General features: G+C 71.5%; 17 protein-coding genes. 10 read left to right on the top strand and 7 right to left on the bottom strand.

Annotated features, from left to right (window positions below; all coding sequences use genetic code 11):
- Positions 1 to 19: 19 nt before the first annotated feature.
- Complete coding sequence (locus tag KUM44_RS14690; RefSeq protein WP_217208301.1) at positions 20 to 265, top strand: hypothetical protein; 246 nt, start codon at positions 20 to 22, stop codon at positions 263 to 265.
- Here KUM44_RS14690 and KUM44_RS14695 read toward each other — a convergent pair.
- Genes KUM44_RS14695 through KUM44_RS14705 form a run of 3 tightly spaced genes read right to left on the bottom strand, consistent with a single transcriptional unit; the run spans position 255 to position 3,172 of the window.
- Entirely contained in the window at positions 255 to 1,943 is a 1,689-nt protein-coding gene (locus KUM44_RS14695; RefSeq protein WP_217208302.1) for a thiamine pyrophosphate-binding protein, read from the bottom strand. The genes KUM44_RS14690 and KUM44_RS14695 overlap by 11 nt on opposite strands.
- Positions 1,940 to 2,920 carry an agmatinase gene (gene speB, locus KUM44_RS14700; protein ID WP_217208303.1) on the bottom strand — a complete coding sequence of 327 codons (981 nt, stop codon included), beginning with the start codon at positions 2,918 to 2,920 and terminating at the stop codon, positions 1,940 to 1,942. The genes KUM44_RS14695 and speB overlap by 4 nt, the downstream gene beginning before the upstream one ends.
- Positions 2,921 to 2,974: 54 nt before the next feature.
- The gene (locus KUM44_RS14705) at positions 2,975 to 3,172 is read right to left on the bottom strand and encodes a hypothetical protein (protein WP_374202039.1); all 198 of its coding nucleotides are present in this window, start codon (positions 3,170 to 3,172) and stop codon (positions 2,975 to 2,977) included.
- 73 nt (positions 3,173 to 3,245) lie between these two features.
- Here KUM44_RS14705 and KUM44_RS14710 point away from each other — a divergent pair, with 73 nt between their 5' ends.
- On the top strand, positions 3,246 to 4,712 hold the full coding sequence (locus KUM44_RS14710; RefSeq protein WP_217208304.1) for a PucR family transcriptional regulator: 1,467 nt from the start codon (positions 3,246 to 3,248) through the stop codon (positions 4,710 to 4,712).
- A gap of 90 nt (positions 4,713 to 4,802) precedes the next feature.
- A complete protein-coding gene (locus KUM44_RS14715) occupies positions 4,803 to 5,594 on the top strand; it encodes a phosphatase (protein WP_217208305.1) in 792 nt (263 codons plus the stop codon).
- A gap of 40 nt (positions 5,595 to 5,634) precedes the next feature.
- Here the strand turns inward: KUM44_RS14715 and KUM44_RS14720 are convergent, their stop codons facing one another.
- The 3 genes from KUM44_RS14720 to KUM44_RS14730 form a co-directional block, all read right to left on the bottom strand.
- The gene (locus KUM44_RS14720) at positions 5,635 to 6,501 is read right to left on the bottom strand and encodes an acyl-CoA thioesterase II (protein WP_217208306.1); all 867 of its coding nucleotides are present in this window, start codon (positions 6,499 to 6,501) and stop codon (positions 5,635 to 5,637) included.
- Positions 6,502 to 6,536: 35 nt separating this feature from the next.
- A complete protein-coding gene (locus KUM44_RS14725; RefSeq protein WP_048584058.1) occupies positions 6,537 to 7,694 on the bottom strand; it encodes an acyl-CoA dehydrogenase family protein in 1,158 nt (385 codons plus the stop codon).
- Positions 7,695 to 7,863: 169 nt separating this feature from the next.
- Positions 7,864 to 8,517 carry a DedA family protein gene (locus KUM44_RS14730; RefSeq protein ID WP_217208307.1) on the bottom strand — a complete coding sequence of 218 codons (654 nt, stop codon included), beginning with the start codon at positions 8,515 to 8,517 and terminating at the stop codon, positions 7,864 to 7,866.
- A 134-nt stretch (positions 8,518 to 8,651) separates the two neighbouring features.
- Between KUM44_RS14730 and KUM44_RS14735 the strand changes: the two genes are divergently transcribed.
- Both KUM44_RS14735 and KUM44_RS14740 read left to right on the top strand, forming a co-directional pair.
- Positions 8,652 to 9,788 (top strand): sensor histidine kinase, encoded by a 1,137-nt coding sequence (locus KUM44_RS14735; protein WP_217208308.1) that lies wholly within the window; start codon positions 8,652 to 8,654, stop codon positions 9,786 to 9,788.
- Positions 9,785 to 10,432, top strand: coding sequence for a response regulator transcription factor (locus KUM44_RS14740; protein WP_217208309.1), 648 nt, complete (start codon positions 9,785 to 9,787; stop codon positions 10,430 to 10,432). Before KUM44_RS14735 ends, KUM44_RS14740 begins: the two co-directional genes overlap by 4 nt.
- A gap of 1 nt (position 10,433) precedes the next feature.
- On the opposite strand, the gene KUM44_RS14745 is transcribed toward KUM44_RS14740, so the two are convergent.
- Complete coding sequence (locus KUM44_RS14745) at positions 10,434 to 11,030, bottom strand: TetR/AcrR family transcriptional regulator (protein ID WP_217208310.1); 597 nt, start codon at positions 11,028 to 11,030, stop codon at positions 10,434 to 10,436.
- 96 nt (positions 11,031 to 11,126) lie between these two features.
- On the opposite strand from KUM44_RS14745, the gene KUM44_RS14750 reads away from it, so the two are divergent.
- The 5 genes from KUM44_RS14750 (at position 11,127) to KUM44_RS14770 (ending at position 18,042) form a co-directional block, all read left to right on the top strand.
- Positions 11,127 to 12,743 (top strand): carboxyl transferase domain-containing protein, encoded by a 1,617-nt coding sequence (locus KUM44_RS14750; RefSeq protein WP_217208311.1) that lies wholly within the window; start codon positions 11,127 to 11,129, stop codon positions 12,741 to 12,743.
- A gap of 14 nt (positions 12,744 to 12,757) precedes the next feature.
- Positions 12,758 to 14,689, top strand: coding sequence for a biotin carboxylase N-terminal domain-containing protein (locus KUM44_RS14755; protein ID WP_217208312.1), 1,932 nt, complete (start codon positions 12,758 to 12,760; stop codon positions 14,687 to 14,689).
- On the top strand, positions 14,686 to 15,630 hold the full coding sequence (locus KUM44_RS14760; protein ID WP_217208313.1) for a hydroxymethylglutaryl-CoA lyase: 945 nt from the start codon (positions 14,686 to 14,688) through the stop codon (positions 15,628 to 15,630). Before KUM44_RS14755 ends, KUM44_RS14760 begins: the two co-directional genes overlap by 4 nt.
- 6 nt (positions 15,631 to 15,636) lie before the next feature.
- Positions 15,637 to 16,797, top strand: a complete 1,161-nt coding sequence (locus KUM44_RS14765) for an acyl-CoA dehydrogenase family protein (RefSeq protein ID WP_217208314.1) — start codon at positions 15,637 to 15,639, stop codon at positions 16,795 to 16,797.
- 198 nt (positions 16,798 to 16,995) lie between these two features.
- Positions 16,996 to 18,042 carry an ABC transporter substrate-binding protein gene (locus KUM44_RS14770; RefSeq protein WP_217208315.1) on the top strand — a complete coding sequence of 349 codons (1,047 nt, stop codon included), beginning with the start codon at positions 16,996 to 16,998 and terminating at the stop codon, positions 18,040 to 18,042.
- Positions 18,043 to 18,128 lie beyond the last annotated feature (86 nt).

Here is an 18,128-nt window from a genome sequence, read left to right on the forward strand (position 1 = left end):
CGATGCCGTTGACACGGCTATGAAGAAGATCAGCGCGCTCGTCGCGTTCACCATGGCAGCCCTCGTCATCGCCACCCCGGCCCACGCCGACGACGGCGACCGGGGCCGTGTCACCATCGCCGGCTACACCACCCCCGACCTATGCAGGCAGGCGCTCGCCCTCGTCCCGATGGCGGCACCGTGGACCGGCCGCGCGGTGGACGACGCGTGCTACGACCGCGACCACAGCACGATTGAGCAGGGCTCCTGGGTCGTCATGTCGTGAGGTGCGTCGGCGCGAACATCCGCAGCACCGCCGGGAGGACGACCACTGACGGGCCGGAGGTCTGAAGCGCCTTCGCCAGGTCCGCCTCCAGCGTCTCCGGGGTCGTACGGATCCCGGGGACGCCGAACGACTCCGCCAGCGCCGCATAGTCCGGCCGGGTCAGCTCGGTCGCCGTGGCCTCGCCGAAGGCGTCCGTCATGTACTCGCGCAGGATGCCGTAGCCACCGTCGTCGACGATGAGCCAGGTGACGTTCAGGTCGTACTGGCGGGCCGTGGCCAGCTCGGCGATCGAGTACAGGGCGCCTCCGTCGCCGGACACCGCGAGCACCGGCCGGGTGGGGTCCGCGGCGGCCGCGCCGAGCGCCGCGGGGAAGCCGTAGCCGAGGCCGCCGGCGCCCTGGGCGGAGTGCATGTGGTTGGGGCCCTGGGCGTCGAACGCCGACCAGGCCCAGTAGGCGAGGATCGTCATGTCCCAGAAGGACGGGGAGTCGGCGGGCAGAGCACGCCGGACTGCCGCCAACACGTCCTGCTCCAGGGTGAGTTCCTGGGCGCCGATCCGCTCCGACACCTTCCCGAGGACCTCACGCACCCGCTCCGGCGCCGTGACGTCCTCCCGTTCCGACACCGTCTCCAGCAGCGCCTGGAGCGCGAGGCGGGCGTCGGCGTGGATGCCCAGCGCCGGGTGGTTGGACTCCAGCTTGCCGAGGTCGGCCTCGATCTGGACGACCCGGCCGCGCGGCTTGAACGTGTGGTAGTTCGAGGAGAGTTCGCCGAGGCCGGAGCCGACGACGAGGAGTACGTCGGCGTCCTCCAGGAAGTCGGTGGTGTGCCGGTCCTCGATCCAGGACTGGAGGGACAGCGGGTGCGTCCAGGGGAAGGCGCCCTTGCCGCCGGGGGTCGTGACGACCGGTGCCTGGAGCATCTCCGCCAGCTGACGGAGCTTCTTCGAGGCGTCGGAGCGGATTACTCCCCCGCCCGCGATGATCGCCGGGCGGGCGGCGTGGGACAGCAGGTGGGCGGCCAGTGCCGTCAGCTCGGGGCGCGGCGGCAGCTCGTCCGGGAAGGCGTCGCCGCCCGTCACGACGGGGATCGACGTCTCGGCCAGCAGTACGTCCTGCGGGATCTCCACCCACACCGGTCCGTGCGGGGCGGTCAGCGCCGACTTCCAGGCCGCCTCGATGGCGGAGGGGATCTGCGACTGGCTGCGGACCGTGTGGACCGACTTCACCACGCCCCGGAACGACGCCGCCTGGTCCGGGAGTTCGTGCAGATAGCCGTGGCGGCCGCCGCCGAGCCCCGCCGTCGGGATCTGGCTGCTGATCGCCAGCACGGGCGCCGAGGCCGCCGCCGCCTCCTGGAGCGCGGCCAGCGAGGTCAGCGCGCCCGGGCCCGTCGACAGCAGCAGCGGGGCCGCCTCACCGGTGATCCGGCCGTACGCGTCCGCCGCGAACCCGGCGTTGTTCTCCACCCGCAGCCCGATGTACCTGAGGTCGGAGCGCCGTAGCGCGTCGAACATGCCGAGCGCGTGCTGGCCGGGCAGCCCGAAGACGGTCGTCGCGCCGAGCCCGGCCAGCGTCTCCACGACCAGGTCTCCGCCGCCTCGACCGACGGGAGGATTCAGTGCGGCGGCGATCTGCTCCTCCGTCGGGCGGAGCACCAGGTCGTGGTCGTGGGTCACTTGCCCTCGTTCTCCTCACGGGCCGCCGCGATCTGGCGGGACATGATCGTGGTCAGTTCGTACGCCGTGTGGGACGCGGCCACCGACGTGATCTCGGCGTGATCGTACGCGGGCGCCACCTCGACGACATCGGCGGAGACCAGGTTGCACCCGGCCAGACCGCGCAGGATCTCCAGCAGCTCCCTCGACGTCATGCCGCCGGCCTCGGGCGTGCCGGTGCCGGGGGCGTGGGCCGGGTCGAGGCAGTCGATGTCGATGGAGATGTAGAGGGGGCGGTCGCCGATGCGCTGGCGCAGCTGGTCGGCGACCTCGTCGGCGCCGCGCCGGTAGACGTCGGCGGAGGTGACGATGCCGAAGCCCATCTTCTCGTCGTCGGTGAGGTCCTGCTTGCCGTACAGCGGGCCGCGGATGCCGACGTGGGAGAGGGCGGAGGTGTCGAGGATGCCCTCTTCGACCGCGCGCCGGAACGGCGTGCCGTGGGTGTACTCGGCACCGAAGTACGTGTCCCAGGTGTCGAGGTGGGCGTCGAAGTGGAGCAGCGCGACCGGGCCGTGCTTCTTGGCGACCGAGCGCAGCAGCGGCAGCGCGATGGTGTGGTCGCCGCCCAGGGTCATAAGGCGGGCGCCGGTGCCGATCAGCTCGTCGGCGGCGGCCTCGACGGTCTCGACGGCCTCGTTGATGTTGAAGGGGTTCACGGCGATGTCGCCGCCGTCCGCCACCTGGGCGAGGGCGAACGGGGAGGCGTCCTGCGCCGGGTTGTACGGGCGCAGCAGCCGGGACGCCTCACGGATCGCGTTGCCGCCGAAGCGGGCGCCCGGCCGGTACGAGACCCCCGAGTCGAACGGCACGCCGACCACGGCGACATCGGCGCGGCCGACCTCGTCGAGGCGGGGCAGCCGGGCGAAGGTGGCGGGTCCGGCGTACCGCGGGATGCGGGAGGAGTCGACGGGGCCGCGGGGGGTCTCGTTGCCAGTCATCGTGAAATGCCTTCTTTCCTACGCTTCGTCGCGTATGTACTTCTGCCTGCGACTCTACTGGGGAGCCGACACCGCTTCGGACACGAGTTCGAGGTCCCGCCCGGCGAGGCGCTCACGCCAGGCGGCGAGTACGGCCGCGTCGGCCGGCCTCGCCATCAAGGAGACGGCGATGTACGCGGCGAGGGAAGACAGCGGGCCGTAGGAGACCGGTTCAACCGAAGGTTCGAGTCGCGGGGTGACGGACGTCGACACTATGTGGCCGGAAAGCGGCTGAGAAGTGTACGTTTCATCCATCTGAGGTTGCGCAGCTGGAGGAAACATCCACATGCCGGACCCTGCCGTTCCGCCCACCCCGCCCGTACCGCTCTCGGCGCTCCTGGCCCGCGAGGACCTGGGCCTGCGCCGGATCGCCGGACCCATGGACGCGGACACGTCCGTGCACTGGGCGCACACCTCGGAGATGGCCGATCCGTACCCCTATCTGCTGGGCGGCGAGCTGCTGCTGACGGCCGGGGTGCACATCCCGGAGGCGGCGGGCTCGGGGACGTACTTCGACGACTACGTGTCGAGGATCGTGGCGGCGGGCGGCGCGGCCCTGGGGTTCGGGCTCGCCCCCGTCCACGACACGGTGCCGCGCGCCCTGGTCGCCGCCTGCGACGCGTACGGCCTCCCGCTCCTGGAGGTCCCGCCCCGGACGACCTTCTCGGGCGTGGCCCGCGCGGTCTGGCAGCTCATGGCCCAGGCCCGCCACGCCGAACTGCGCCGCGTGACCGAGGCCCAGCAGAGCCTGGCCGCGGCGGCCTCGCGCCCGGATCCGGTCCGGGCGGTCCTGCGGCAGCTGGCCCAGCGGGTGGGCGGCCGGGCGGTGCTGTACGGGCCGGAGGGGGCGGTGGTCGGGGAGGCGGGCCGAGGGCCGGAGGAGGCGGTGAGCAGGGCGTTGTCCGAGCTCGCGGCGGTCGTACGTCCCTCGGGTCCGGGGACACCCGTCTCCGCCACCGACACCCTCGCCGGCACCCACCTCGCCGCCTACGCCCTCGGGGCCGGCCAGGGCTTCGCCCTCGGGGTCGCCGCCCCGCACCGGGACCCCGGCGACCACACCATCGCCTCCGTCGCCGCCGTGCTCCTCTCCCTGCTCACCGGCGAGCACCAGAGCGGCTCGGGAGCGGCCCGCTCGTCGGCGCTCGTACGGCTGCTGCTGGGCGCCGAGCCGCGGACGGTGGCCCCGCTCCTCGGCGCGGACCGCTGGCTGGTGGTGCACGGCCGCCCCGACACCCAGCCCTGCGACCCCGTGGCGGCCTCGGCGCTGGGCGCGGCCCTCGGCTCCCCGCTGGTCGACCTCGCGCAGGACGTCGTACGCGTCCTCGCCCCGGCGGACCGCGAACCGGCCCCGCAGCCCGGCTGGACCCTGGGCGTGAGCGCCCCCGCGGCCGCCGAGGAGTGGCCGGCGGCCGACATCCAGGCGGCCCGGGCCCTGTCCCGCGCCCGGGCCACCCGCACGCCCCTGTTCCGGCACGGCACCCACCGCCCGGCCCTCACGGACCTGCTCGCCCCCGACGAGGCGGAGTCCCACGCCCGCGCACTCCTCGCGCCCCTCACGGCCCCGCTCACGGAGACCCTGCGCACCTGGCTCTCCCTGCACGGCAGTTGGGACCGCACGGCCGTCGCCCTGTCCGTCCACCGCAACACGGTCCGCCAGCGGATCGCCCGTTGCGCGGCGCTTCTCGGCACGGACCTGGACGACCCGGACGTACGGATGGAGTTGTGGTTCGCCCTGCGGCACGGCGATGGGTGATCCACACCGAGCGGCATCCGCACAGTGACCCGCGTCGCACGCGGACCGGACGCGGGCGTTCCCACAGTTGTCTGCCTCACAATGGGAGCCATGCCGATACCCGGGACACCCAGCCGCGCCGAGCTCGTCGACCATCTCGTCAGAACCCGTATCGCGGGTGACGTCGCCACTCCCCGCGAGAACAACCTCTCCCACTACCGCAAGCTGGCGAACGGCGACCGCCACTACTGGCTCGGACTGGAGCTCGGCGACCGCTGGACCGACGAACAGGACGTCCTCGCGGTGATGGCGGAGCGCGTCGGGGTGAACGACGACGCCGAGCACCGCCACGGCCAGGACACCATCGATCCCGAGCTGACGGTGGCCGCGCTGGAGCGCATGGCGGCCCGGCTGCGCAAGGCGGCGGACGGGCAGCAGCGGGTGCTGTTCGCGACCGGTCATCCGGGCGGTCTGCTGGACGTGCACCGCGCGACGGCGCAGGCACTGCGTTCGGCGGGCTGCGAGATCGTGGTGATCCCCGAGGGTCTCCAGACGGACGAGGGATACGTCATGCAGTTCGCGGACGTGGCCGTCCTGGAACACGGCGCCACCCTCTGGCACACCCACTCCGGCGAGCCGATGAAGGCCATCCTGACGGGACTTGAGCGCGCGGGCCGCCCGCTGCCGGACCTGGTCGTCGCCGACCACGGCTGGGCGGGCTACGCCGGTCAGCACGGCGTGGACTCCGTCGGATACGCGGACTGCAACGACCCGGCGCTGTTCCTGGCGGAGGCCGAGGGGACCGTCCAGGTGGTGGTGCCGCTGGACGACCATGTGGTCAGCCCGCGCTACTACGACCCGATGACGGCGTATCTGCTGCGTGAGGCGGGCCTGGTCGAGTAGGGGTGACCGTCCGGCCAGGAGGCCGGACAGCCATCACCCATCACCGGGGGACCCGGACCACGCCCTCCTGGATCACCGACACCGCAAGCCGGCCGTCCTGCGTGTAGATACGGGCCTGACCGAGGCCGCGCCCGCCATGGGCCGACGGCGACTCCTGGTCGTACAGCAGCCATTCGTCCGCGCGGAACGGGCGGTGGAACCACATCGCGTGGTCCAGCGAGGCGCCGACCACGTCGCCGACGGCCCAGCCGCCCCGGCCGTGCGCGAGCAGGACGGAGTCGAGGAGGGTCATGTCGGAGACATAGGTGGCGAGGACGACGTGCAGGAGGGGGTCGTCGGCCAGCTTGCCGTTGGTGCGGAACCAGACCTGGGAGTGCGGTTCGCGGGGCTCGCCGAACCTGCCGTACGGCGGCTCGTCGACATAGCGCAGGTCGACCGCCTGGCGTGCCTCCAGGAACCGCTCGACGACGTCCGCGTCCAGGTGGTCGTAACCGCGCAGCCGCTCCTCGGAGGTGGGGAGGGTCGCCGGGTCGGGTGCGGGGGGCATGGGGGCCTGGTGGTCCATGCCCTCCTCGTGCACCTGGAACGAGGCCGACAGGGCGAAGATCGGCTTGCCGTGCTGGACGGCGACGACGCGCCGGGTGGTGAAGGAGCGGCCGTCGCGCATGCGGTCGACGTTGTAGACGATGGGCGCGCCCGGGTCGCCCATGCGCAGGAAGTACGCGTGGAGGGAGTGCGCGGGCCGGTCCGCGGGGACCGTGCGCCCGGCGGCGACGAGCGCCTGGGCCGCGACCTGACCGCCGAAGACGCGCGGGACGACGGCGGAGCGGGACTGGCCGCGGAAGATGTCCACCTCGATCTGCTCCAGGTCGAGCAGATCGAGGAGGCCGTGCAGTGCCTCGTTCATGGCACCTTTTCTACTGGCAGGGGATGTCAGGAGCCTTACAGGCCCATGTCCTTCGCGATGATCGACTTCATGATCTCGCTGGTACCGCCGTAGATGCGGTTGACGCGGTTGTCCGCGTACAGGCGGGCGATCGGGTACTCGTTCATGAAGCCGTAGCCGCCGTGCAGCTGGAGGCAGCGGTCGATCACGCGGTGGGCGACCTCGGTGCAGAAGAGCTTCGCGGAGGCGGCCTCGGCGGGGGTCAGCTCACCGGCGTCCAGAGCCTCCAGGGCGCGGTCGGCGACGGCCTCGGCGGCGTCGACCTCGGCCTGGCAGGCGGCCAGCTCGAACTTGGTGTTCTGGAAGGAGGCGACGGACTTGCCGAAGACGGTGCGGTCCTGGACGTACTCCTTGGCGAACCGCACGGCGGCCTTGGCCTGCGCGTAGGCGCCGAAGGCGATGCCCCAGCGCTCGGAGGCGAGGTTGTGACCGAGGTAGTAGAAGCCCTTGTTCTCCTCGCCGAGGAGGTCCTCGACCGGGACCTTCACGTCGACGAACGCCAGCTCGGCGGTGTCGGAGGTCTTCAGGCCGAGCTTGTCGAGCTTGCGGCCGACGGAGTAGCCCTCGGACTTGGTGTCCACGGCGAACAGGGAGATGCCGTGGCGGCGGTCCTCGGCGCTGGGCGCGTCGGTGCGGGCGCAGACGATCACGCGGTCGGCGTGAACGCCACCGGTGATGAAGGTCTTGGCGCCGTTGAGGACGTAGTGCGTGCCGTCCTCGGAGAGCTTGGCGGTGGTCTTCATGCCCGCGAGGTCGGAGCCGGTGCCCGGCTCGGTCATCGCCAGCGCCCACATCTCCTCACCGGAGACGAACTTCGGCAGGAACCGCTTCTTCTGCTCGTCGGAGGCGAGCATCTTGATGTACGGCAGGCCGAGCAGCACGTGCACGCCGGAGCCGCCGAACTGCACACCCGCGCGGGCGGTCTCCTCGTACATCACCGCCTCGAACTTGTACGAGTCGATGCCGGCGCCGCCGTACTCCTCGTCGACGCGGATGCCGAAGACGCCGAGCTCGGCGAGCTTGTAGTAGAAGTCGCGGGGCGCCTGGCCCGCCGCGAACCACTCGTCGTAGACCGGGACGACCTCGGCCTCGATGAAGGCGCGGATGGTCTCCCGGAACGCCTCGTGATCCTCGCTGAACACAGTACGGCGCACCGCCGCCACCGCCCTTCTTTGCGCCTAAACCGGCGCCGCTCTCGCGTACGTGGTTGCTCGCCGCGGGGGTTGCTCAATTGATGGTTGCGACCCCATGGCTAAGCGCTTGCTCAGATACCGTACCGGCCGGTAGAAAGATCCGTCCAGAGGAGCACCCCCGTAACGCTCGTCACGCTCGCCGCCGCGTGCCACGCCCCGCCCGCAGCAGCCGTACGACCACGAGGGCCAGGACCGCCACGACCACGGCCGCCAGGATCGCCTTGGAGTAGAGGCCGACCAGGTCGGTGACCTCGTGCCAGCGGGCGCCCAGCGCGTAGCCGGCGGCGATGAAGGCGGTGTTCCAGATGAGGCTGCCGGCCGCGGTGAGGGCGAGGAAGAGGGGCAGCCGCATGCGTTCCACGCCGGCCGGTATCGAGATCAGGCTGCGGAAGATCGGCACGAAGCGGCCGAAGAACACGGCCTTGGTGCCGTGCCGGACGAACCACGCCTCGGTCCGCTCCACGTCCGCGACCTTCACCAGCGGCAGTCGTGCGGCCGCCGCGATCAGTCGTTCCCGGCCGAAGAGCGCGCCCAGCAGATACAGGGCCAGCGCACCCACCACCGATCCGGCCGTCGTCCAGGCCACGGCCGCGACGACGTCCATCCGCCCCTGACTCGCCGTGAACCCCGCCAACGGCAGGATCACCTCGCTCGGCAGCGGCGGAAAGAGGTTCTCCAGGGCGATGGCCAGCCCGGCACCGGGCCCGCCCAGTTTCTCCATCAGGCCGGCGGCCCAGCCGGCGACTCCGCCGACGGGGGCGTCGGCCGCAGCAGCAATGATCATGCAGGCCACTTTACGAAGTCTTGACCTAAAGGCGGTATGAGGAAGGCCGCACGACCGGCTGTGGCACTCCACACGTCAGGAGTGCGGTTTTCCGCAGGGCGCCGCCCCCGAGACCTTGGCTAGCCTGGCCCACCGTGATCGCATTCACCGGGCGCTGGCTCCGTCTCGCCGCCGGACTGCTGCTGGGCGGCCTGACAGCGCTGGCCGAGCTGGTCTGCGTCGCCGACGGCGGGGTGCGCAGGATGCGGGCCCTGGCGACCGGACGCCCGCCGTCCGTCCCCCCGGGCACGCTGCGCCTGGCCGGGCTGGAGCGGCGCCGCCTCGCGGTGTTCCATGGCGCCGAGCTGGACCCGCCGCGCGACGGGCGGGCAGCGTTCGGGTATCTCGCGGCGCGTTGGCCGCTGGGCCTGTTCGGCCTGCTGGTGTTGCTGACCTCGCTGATCGCCCTCCTCTACTCCTCGCTGCTGGTGTGGACGTGGTTCGTGCTGGACCCCCTCCATCCCGGCACCGTCACGCTCACCGGCCTGGGCGGGCTGTTCCTGCTGTTCCTGTGCGCGCAGGGCGGCCGCGGACTGGCACAGCTGGACGAGCAGCTGGCCCGGCGCCACCTCGGCCCCAGCGAGACGGAGCTGCTGCGGCGCCGGGTGGGCGAGCTGGCCGAGACCCGCGCGGGTGTCGTCCAGGCCGTGCACGACGAGCGGCGGCGCATCGAACGCGACCTGCACGACGGGGTGCAGCAACGCCTGGTCGCCCTGGGCATGCTGCTCGGCCGGGCCCGCCGGGCCGCCGACCCGGCCAAGGCGGACGCCCTGCTGCGCCAGGCGCACGAGGAGTCCGCGCACGCCCTGACCGAGCTGCGCGAGACGGCATGGCGGATCTATCCCGCGACCCTGGACGAGCGGGGGCTGGCCGCCGCGCTGGAGGGGCTGGCGGAGCGGTCGGTGGTGCCGGTGGAGGTGTCGTACGAACTGGACGGCGCCCCTCCCCCGGTCCCCGTGCAGACGGTGGCGTACTTCGTCGCCGCCGAGGCCGTCACCAACACGCTGAAGCACTCGGGCGCCACGCGCGCGAGGATCCACGTGGGCAGGAGGGGAGAGGGACTGATGGTGCGCATAGAGGACGACGGCAGCGGCGGCGCCCCGTCCCGGCCCACGACCGGCGGCCTCCTCGGCCTGTCCCGCCGCGTCGCCGCCCTCGACGGACGACTCGACATACACAGCCCGTCCGGCGGCCCGACCGTCATCACCGCGGAGCTGCCGTGCGCGTCATGATCGCCGAAGACTCCGCGCTGCTGCGCGAGGGTCTCGTCCGCCTCCTCGCCGACGAGGGGCATGTCGTGACGGCCTCGGTGGGGAACGCGGACGCGTTGCTGGCCGCGGTCGCGGCCGATCCGCCCGACATCGTGGTCGTGGACGTGCGCATGCCGCCCACACACACCGACGAGGGGCTGCGGGCCGCGCTCCGGATCCGCGGAGACCATCCCGGTACGGCCGTCCTGGTCCTCTCCCAGTACGTCGAGGGCCGCTACGCCACCGAGTTGCTCAGCGGCAGCAGCGAGGGCGTCGGCTATCTCCTCAAGGACCGGGTCATGCAGGTGGAGGAGTTCCTCGCCGCTCTGGACCGCGTGGGCGCGGGCGGCACCGCGTTCGACCCCGAGGTGGTCCGGCGGCTCCTCGCCCGCAGCACCCGCACCGACCCGCTGCACCGGCTCACGCCCCGCGAGCGGGACGTCCTGGCGCTGATGGCCCAGGGCTGCACCAACGCCGCCATCGCCCAGCAGCTCTACATCTCCCGGAGCGCGGTGGAGAAGCACACCAACGCGATCTTCGACAAGCTCGGCCTGACGGGTACGACCGGCTACAGCCGCCGCGTCCTCGCGGTACTGCGGCACCTGAGCGGCTCCGCCGAGGGTTAGCTCACGCCACCCCGGCGGCCCCGAACGCCCCCCGCGCCATCCGGTGCAACAGCTCCGCCGTGACCCCCCGCCCCGGCAGCGAGCCCGGTCGTCCCAGGTGCGGGGTCGAGTTGAGCAGGCCGAACACCGAGTGGACGGCGGAGCGTGCCGTCGGCTCGGTCAGGTCCGGGTAGACCTTGCGGACGATCTCCACCCACAGCTCGACGTACTGCCGCTGGAGCTGCCGTACGAGCTTGCGGTCGCTGTCGCGCAGGCGGTCCAGCTCGCGGTCGTGCAGGGTGATGAGGGGGCGGTCGTCGAGGGCGAAGTCGATGTGGCCCTCGATGAGGGAGTCGAGGACCGCCTCGGGCGGCACGCCGTCGGCCTCCGCGAGGCGCCGCTTCGCGCCCGTCAGCAGCTGCCCGCTGATGCCGACGAGGAGCTCGGCGAGCATCGCGTCCTTGCCGGCGAAGTGACGGTAGAGACCGGGGCCGCTGATGCCCACGGCGGCACCTATCTCGTCCACGCCGACGCCGTGGAATCCGCGTTCGGCGAAGAGCCGCGCGGCCTCCTTGAGGATCTGCTCGCGGCGGGTGGTGGCGTCGGTTCTGGTGGCCATGGAGGCAATTCTAGACAGGGAGGTTAGCGGTCGTTAACCTGAAGGAAATGCGTTAACGCTCATTAACTGGTCGACCACTGGTGAGGGGACCGCAGGATGCACGAGGCACCGGAGCTTGTGAGCGCGGCAGATCCCGCGTCTCAGGCCTGGCGGGCCAACGAGGAGGCCCATCGGGCGCTGGTGGAGGAGCTGCGTGGCAAGCTCGCCGCCGCCCGGCTGGGAGGCGGTGAGAAGGCGCGTGCCCGGCACTGCGCACGCGGCAAGCTGCTGCCGCGCGACCGCGTCGACACCCTTCTCGACCCGGGTTCCCCCTTCCTGGAGCTCGCGCCCCTCGCGGCCGACGGCATGTACGAGGGCCAGGCCCCGGCCGCCGGTGTCATCGCCGGGATCGGGCGGGTCAGCGGTCGCGAGTGCGTGATCGTCGCGAACGACGCCACGGTCAAGGGCGGGACGTACTACCCGATGACCGTGAAGAAGCACCTGCGCGCGCAGGAGGTGGCCCTGGAGAACCGCCTGCCGTGTCTGTATCTCGTCGACTCGGGCGGAGCCTTCCTGCCCATGCAGGACGAGGTCTTCCCCGACCGGGAGCACTTCGGGCGGATCTTCTACAACCAGGCCCGTATGTCGGGCGCCGGGATCCCGCAGATCGCGGCCGTGCTGGGCTCGTGCACCGCCGGGGGCGCGTACGTCCCCGCGATGAGCGACGAGGCCGTCATCGTCCGCAACCAGGGCACGATCTTCCTCGGCGGTCCCCCGCTGGTGAAGGCCGCCACCGGTGAGGTCGTCACCGCGGAGGAACTCGGCGGCGGCGACGTCCATTCCCGGGTCTCCGGCGTGACCGACCATCTCGCCGAGGACGACGCACACGCCCTGCGGATCGTGCGGAACATCGTCGCGACCCTCCCCGCGCGCGGCGCGCTCCCGTGGCAGGTCCAGCCCGCCGTGGAGCCCAAGGTCGACCCCTACGGCCTCTACGGCGCCGTCCCCGTCGACTCCCGCACCCCCTACGACGTCCGCGAGATCATCGCGCGCGTGGTCGACGGCTCCCGTTTCGCGGAGTTCAAGGCCGAGTTCGGGCAGACCCTCGTCACCGGCTTCGCCCGCGTCCACGGCCACCCGGTCGGCATCGTCGCCAACAACGGCATCCTGTTCTCCGAGTCCGCCCAGAAGGGCGCCCACTTCATCGAGCTGTGCGACCAGCGCGGCATCCCGCTGCTCTTCCTTCAGAACATCTCCGGCTTCATGGTCGGCAAGGACTACGAGGCGGGCGGCATCGCCAAGCACGGCGCCAAGATGGTCACCGCGGTGGCCTGCACGCGCGTGCCGAAGCTGACGGTCGTCGTCGGCGGCTCGTACGGCGCCGGGAACTACTCCATGTGCGGCCGGGCGTACTCGCCCCGCTTCCTGTGGATGTGGCCGGGCGCCAAGATCTCCGTGATGGGCGGCGAGCAGGCCGCCTCCGTGCTCGCGACGGTCAAGCGGGACCAGCTGGAAGCGCGCGGCGAGTCCTGGTCCGCACAGGACGAGGACTCCTTCAAGGCGCCGATCCGGGAGCAGTACGAGCGCCAGGGCAACGCCTACTACGCCACCGCCCGCCTCTGGGACGACGGCGTGATCGACCCGCTGGAGACCCGTCAGGTGCTGGGCCTCGCCCTGACCGCCTGTGCCAACGCGCCCCTGGGTGAGCCCCAGTTCGGCGTCTTCCGGATGTGAGGGGGACGGAACCCATGTTTGACACAGTGCTCGTGGCCAACCGGGGCGAGATCGCCGTACGGGTCATCCGTACACTCCGCTCGCTGGGCGTGCGCTCGGTGGCCGTCTTCTCCGACGCGGACGCCGACGCGCGCCATGTGCGGGAGGCCGACACGGCGGTACGGATCGGTCCGGCGCAGGCGGCCGAGAGCTATCTGTCCGTGGAGCGGCTGCTGGAGGCGGCCGCCCGCACCGGCGCCCAGGCCGTCCACCCCGGCTACGGCTTCCTCGCGGAGAACGCCGGCTTCGCGCGCGCGTGCGCCGACGCCGGGCTCGTCTTCATCGGACCGCCCGCCGACGCCATCTCGCTGATGGGCGACAAGATCCGCGCCAAGGAGACGGTGCAGACGGCCGGCGTTCCCGTGGTCCCCGGCGGCCGTGACCCTGAACTGGCCGAGGCGGCCCGCGCGTTGGGCGCACCCGTGCTGCTGAAGCCCAGCGCGGGCGGCGGCGGCAAGGGCATGCGCCTGGTCCGGGACCTCACGGTCCTGGAGGACGAGATCGCCGCCGCCCGCCGCGAGGCCCGCGCCTCCTTCGGCGACGACACCCTCCTCGTCGAGCGGTGGGTCGACCGCCCCCGGCACATCGAGATCCAGGTCCTGGCCGACGGTCATGGCCATGTCGTCCACCTCGGGGAGCGCGAGTGCTCCCTCCAGCGCAGACACCAGAAGATCATCGAGGAGGCGCCGTCCGTCCTGCTGGACGAGAGCACGCGCGCGTCGATGGGCGAGGCGGCCGTGCAGGCGGCCCGCTCGTGCGGCTACCGGGGTGCGGGCACGGTGGAGTTCATCGTGCCGGGCGGCGACCCCTCCTCGTACTACTTCATGGAGATGAACACCCGCCTCCAGGTCGAGCACCCGGTGACCGAGCTGATCACCGGACTGGACCTGGTGGAGTGGCAGCTGCGGGTGGCGGCGGGCGAGCCGCTCACCTTCGGACAGGACGACGTACGGCTCACCGGGCATGCCGTCGAGGCCCGCATCTGCGCGGAGACTGTATCCGTAAGGGCGGGCGCACGCGGGTTCCTGCCGTCCGGCGGCACGGTGCTGCGGCTGCGCGAACCCCAGGGCGACGGCATCCGCACCGACTCCGGGCTCAGCGAGGGCACCGAGGTCGGCAGCCTGTACGACCCGATGCTGTCCAAGGTGATCGCGTACGGCCCCGACCGCGCGACCGCGCTCCGTAAGCTCCGGGCCGCCCTCGCGGAGACGGTCATCCTGGGCGTGCAGACCAACGCCGGGTTCCTGCGGCGGCTGCTCGCGCATCCGGCGGTCGTCGAGGGCGAGTTGGACACGGGTCTCGTCGAGCGCGTGGTGGACGACCTGGTCGCCACGGACGTACCCGACGAGGTCTACGAGGCGGCGGCGGCCGTACGCGGGGAGGCGCTGCTGCCGAAGGGTGCCGGCTGGACGGACCCGTTCTCTGTGCCGAGCGGCTGGCGTCTCGGCGGGGCTGCCAAGCCGGTCGGGTTCCACCTCCGTGTGCAGGACCCGGTGGAGTACGTCCCGCGCGGCGCCGCCGACGTCACGGACGACCGCGTGGCCGTCACCCTGGACGGCGTCCGCCACACCTTCCACCGGGCGGGCGACTGGCTGGGCCGCGACGGCGACGCCTGGCATGTGCGCGACCACGACCCGGTGGCCGCCTCGCTCACCGGGGCCGCCCACGTGGGCGCCGACTCGCTCACCGCGCCCATGCCGGGGACGGTGACGGTGGTGAAGGTCGCCGTCGGGGACGAAGTGAGCGCGGGGCAGAGCCTGTTGGTGGTGGAGGCGATGAAGATGGAGCACGTCATCTCCGCCCCGCACGCCGGCACGGTCGCCGAACTGGACGTCACGCCGGGCACCACGGTCGCCATGGACCAGGTGCTGGCGGTCGTCGCACCTCACGAGGAGGCGGAGGAATGACAGTCCAGGGTCTCCCCATGGCCGTACCGGCCGCGGACCTGCCCGCCCGCGTCCGGATCCACGAGGTCGGCGCGCGCGACGGCCTACAGAACGAGAAGTCGACGGTGCCGACCGAGGTCAAGGCGGAGTTCGTCCGCCGGCTGGCCGAGGCGGGGCTCACCACCATCGAGGCCACGAGCTTCGTCCACCCCAAGTGGGTGCCCCAGCTCGCGGACGCCGAGCAGCTCTTCCCGCTCGTCGCCGGCCTGACGGGCGTGCACCTGCCGGTCCTTGTCCCCAACAACCGGGGCCTGGACCGCGCCCTGGCCCTCGGCGCCCGGCGGGTCGCCGTGTTCGCCAGCGCCACGGAGTCCTTCGCCAAGGCGAACCTCAACCGGACGCTGGACGAGTCGCTGGCGGTGTTCGAGCCGGTCGTCAAGCGCGCGAAGGACGAGGGTCTGCACGTGCGCGGCTATGTCTCCATGTGTTTCGGCGACCCCTGGGAGGGCGCGGTCCCGGTCCACCAGGTGGTGCGGGTGTGCGGGGCGCTGCGGGACATGGGCTGCGACGAGCTGAGCCTCGGCGACACCATCGGCGTCGCGACACCCGGCCATGTGCGGGAGCTCCTGTCCGCGCTGAACGAGGAGGGCGTGCCGACGAACGTCGTCGGCGTGCACTTCCACGACACCTACGGACAGGCGCTCGCCAACACCTACGCGGCCCTGGAACACGGCGTCACCACGATCGACGCCTCCGCGGGCGGCCTCGGCGGCTGCCCGTACGCCAGGTCCGCCACCGGCAACCTCGCCACCGAGGACCTCGTGTGGATGCTGCGGGGCCTCGGCATCGACACCGGAATCGACCTGGACCGTCTCGTCGCCACGAGCGCGTGGATGGCCGAACAACTGGGCCGACCCAGCCCGTCCCGCACCGTCCGAGCCCTCTCCCACAAGGAGCAGTGAACAGCCATGGACCACCGTCTCTCCCCCGAACTGGAGGAACTCCGCCGCACGGTGGAGGAGTTCGCCCACGATGTCGTGGCCCCCAAGATCGGCGAATACTACGAGCATCACGAGTTCCCGTACGAGATCGTGCGGGAGATGGGCCGCATGGGGCTGTTCGGTCTGCCGTTCCCGGAGGAGTACGGCGGCATGGGCGGCGACTATCTGGCGCTGGGCATCGCGCTGGAGGAGCTGGCCCGCGTGGACTCCTCGGTCGCCATCACGCTGGAAGCGGGCGTCTCGCTCGGCGCGATGCCGGTCCATCTCTTCGGCACCGAGGAGCAGAAGAGGGAGTGGCTGCCACGGCTGTGCTCGGGCGAGATCCTCGGCGCGTTCGGGCTGACGGAACCCGACGGCGGCTCGGACGCGGGCGCGACCCGTACGACGGCCCGCCTCGACCCGGAGACCGGCGAATGGGTGATCAACGGCACCAAGTGCTTCATCACCAACTCCGGCACGGACATCACGGGCCTGGTCACGGTCACGGCGGTCACCGGCCGCGGGCCCGACGGAAAGCCGCAGATCTCGTCGATCATCGTCCCGTCCGGCACCCCCGGCTTCACGGTCGCCGCCCCGTACTCCAAGGTCGGCTGGAACGCCTCCGACACCCGTGAGCTGTCCTTCGCCGACGTCCGCGTGCCGGCCGCCAACCTCCTGGGCGAGGAGGGCCGCGGGTACGCCCAGTTCCTGCGCATCCTGGACGAGGGCCGGATCGCCATCGCGGCGCTGGCGACGGGCCTGGCGCAGGGCTGTGTGGACGAGTCGGTGAAGTACGCCAAGGAGCGCCACGCCTTCGGCCGTCCCATCGGGGCCAACCAGGCCATCCAGTTCAAGATCGCCGACATGGAGATGAAGGCCCACACGGCCCGCCTGGCCTGGCGCGACGCGGCTTCCCGGCTGGTCGCGGGCGAGCCCTTCAAGAAGGAGGCGGCGCTCGCGAAGCTGTACTCGTCGACGATCGCCGTGGACAACGCCCGTGACGCCACGCAGGTCCACGGCGGCTACGGCTTCATGAACGAGTACCCGGTGGCCCGGATGTGGCGGGACTCCAAGATCCTGGAGATCGGCGAGGGCACGAGCGAGGTGCAGCGGATGCTGATCGCGCGGGAGTTGGGGCTGGTGGGCTGAGCCGGTCGACCGCTTGAGCAAGGCCCAACCACCCTCGATTGCAAGGTCGTTGGGCCTTGTTGACTTATGTGATGGCTTCATAGTCCGCGCACAACTTCGATCACAAGGGCCCCCACCCCTGGACATCAGCTGAGGTTAGGCTAACCTACCTTCGAATTGTCCGGCGCGTGATCCGCCCTGTTCGAAAGCAGCGTAGCCATGTCCAACACCAGAGCCACCCACCTCACCCGCCGCGGCATCCTCGCCGCGGGCGGCGCACTCGGCCTCGGTGCCGTGCTCGCGGCCTGCGGAGACGACGACGCGAAAAGCGGTGGCTCCGGCGAGGAGACGACCGCCGCGAAGTCGGGCCCCTGGAGCTTCAAGGACGACCGCGGCACCACGGTGAAGCTCGACAAGGTGCCCACGAAGATCGTCGCGTTCATCGGTGTCGCGGCCGCCCTGTACGACTACGGAATCGAGGTCAAGGGCGTCTTCGGCCCGACCAGGACGCAGGACGGCAAGGCCGACGTCCAGGCCGGGGACATGGACGTCAGCAAGCTGACCGTCTTCGGCAACGTCTGGGACCAGTTCAACGTCGAGAAGTACGCGGCGTTCGCCCCCGAGGTCCTCCTCAGCACGACCTTCGACAGCGCCGGCACCCTCTGGTACGTCCCCGAGGCGTCCAAGGACAAGATCGCCCAGCTCGCCCCGAGCGCCGCCATCTCCGTCTACGACCGCCAGCTGACCCAGCCGCTGGAGCGCATGTGGGCGCTGGCCGAGTCCCTCGGCGCGGACCTGAAGGCCGACAAGGCCGTCCAGGCGAAGAAGGGCTTCGAGGCCGCGGCCGAGCGGCTGCGCAAGGCCGCGAAGGCCCGCCCCGAGATCAAGGTGATGGCCGGTTCCGCCAGCCAGGACATCTTCTACGTCTCCGGCACGAACCTCTCCATCGACCTGGAGTACTTCAAGGCCCTCGGCGTGAACTTCGTGGAGCCGCCGGAGAGCGCCAAGAAGGAGGGCGGCGGCTGGTTCGAGAGCCTCAGCTGGGAGAACGTCGACAAGTACCCGGCCGACATCATCATGATGGACGACCGGTCCTCGACGATTCAGCCCGCTGACATCACCGAGGCGACGTGGAAGAAGCTGCCCGCGGTGAAGGCGGGGCAGGTCATCGCTCGGTCGCCGGAGCCGATTCTGTCTTACGACAAGTGCACGCCGTTGCTGACGAGCCTCGCCGAGGCCATCGAGAAGGCCAAGAAGGTCGCCTAAGTAGGTGCCACTTGAGGTTGTGGGGCGACTGCGGGTCCGTTTCGGCGGGCGCGCCCACGCGGCGGAGCCGCATATCGATACAGCCC

Source organism: Streptomyces sp. AC550_RSS872, assembly GCF_019049285.1.
Classification (GTDB): domain Bacteria; phylum Actinomycetota; class Actinomycetes; order Streptomycetales; family Streptomycetaceae; genus Streptomyces.

What these genes read in the sequence shown, in the direction of transcription:
- KUM44_RS14690 (WP_217208301.1), top strand. Translation starts at nt 20, where the DNA reads ATGAAGAAGATCAGCGCGCTCGTCGCGTTCACCATGGCAGCCCTCGTC.
- speB (WP_217208303.1), bottom strand. Translation starts at nt 2,920, where the DNA reads ATGACTGGCAACGAGACCCCCCGCGGCCCCGTCGACTCCTCCCGCATC.
- KUM44_RS14710 (WP_217208304.1), top strand. Translation starts at nt 3,246, where the DNA reads ATGCCGGACCCTGCCGTTCCGCCCACCCCGCCCGTACCGCTCTCGGCG.
- KUM44_RS14715 (WP_217208305.1), top strand. Translation starts at nt 4,803, where the DNA reads ATGCCGATACCCGGGACACCCAGCCGCGCCGAGCTCGTCGACCATCTC.
- KUM44_RS14720 (WP_217208306.1), bottom strand. Translation starts at nt 6,501, where the DNA reads ATGAACGAGGCACTGCACGGCCTCCTCGATCTGCTCGACCTGGAGCAG.
- KUM44_RS14730 (WP_217208307.1), bottom strand. Translation starts at nt 8,517, where the DNA reads ATGATCATTGCTGCTGCGGCCGACGCCCCCGTCGGCGGAGTCGCCGGC.
- KUM44_RS14740 (WP_217208309.1), top strand. Translation starts at nt 9,785, where the DNA reads ATGATCGCCGAAGACTCCGCGCTGCTGCGCGAGGGTCTCGTCCGCCTC.
- KUM44_RS14745 (WP_217208310.1), bottom strand. Translation starts at nt 11,030, where the DNA reads ATGGCCACCAGAACCGACGCCACCACCCGCCGCGAGCAGATCCTCAAG.
- KUM44_RS14750 (WP_217208311.1), top strand. Translation starts at nt 11,127, where the DNA reads ATGCACGAGGCACCGGAGCTTGTGAGCGCGGCAGATCCCGCGTCTCAG.
- KUM44_RS14755 (WP_217208312.1), top strand. Translation starts at nt 12,758, where the DNA reads ATGTTTGACACAGTGCTCGTGGCCAACCGGGGCGAGATCGCCGTACGG.
- KUM44_RS14760 (WP_217208313.1), top strand. Translation starts at nt 14,686, where the DNA reads ATGACAGTCCAGGGTCTCCCCATGGCCGTACCGGCCGCGGACCTGCCC.
- KUM44_RS14765 (WP_217208314.1), top strand. Translation starts at nt 15,637, where the DNA reads ATGGACCACCGTCTCTCCCCCGAACTGGAGGAACTCCGCCGCACGGTG.
- KUM44_RS14770 (WP_217208315.1), top strand. Translation starts at nt 16,996, where the DNA reads ATGTCCAACACCAGAGCCACCCACCTCACCCGCCGCGGCATCCTCGCC.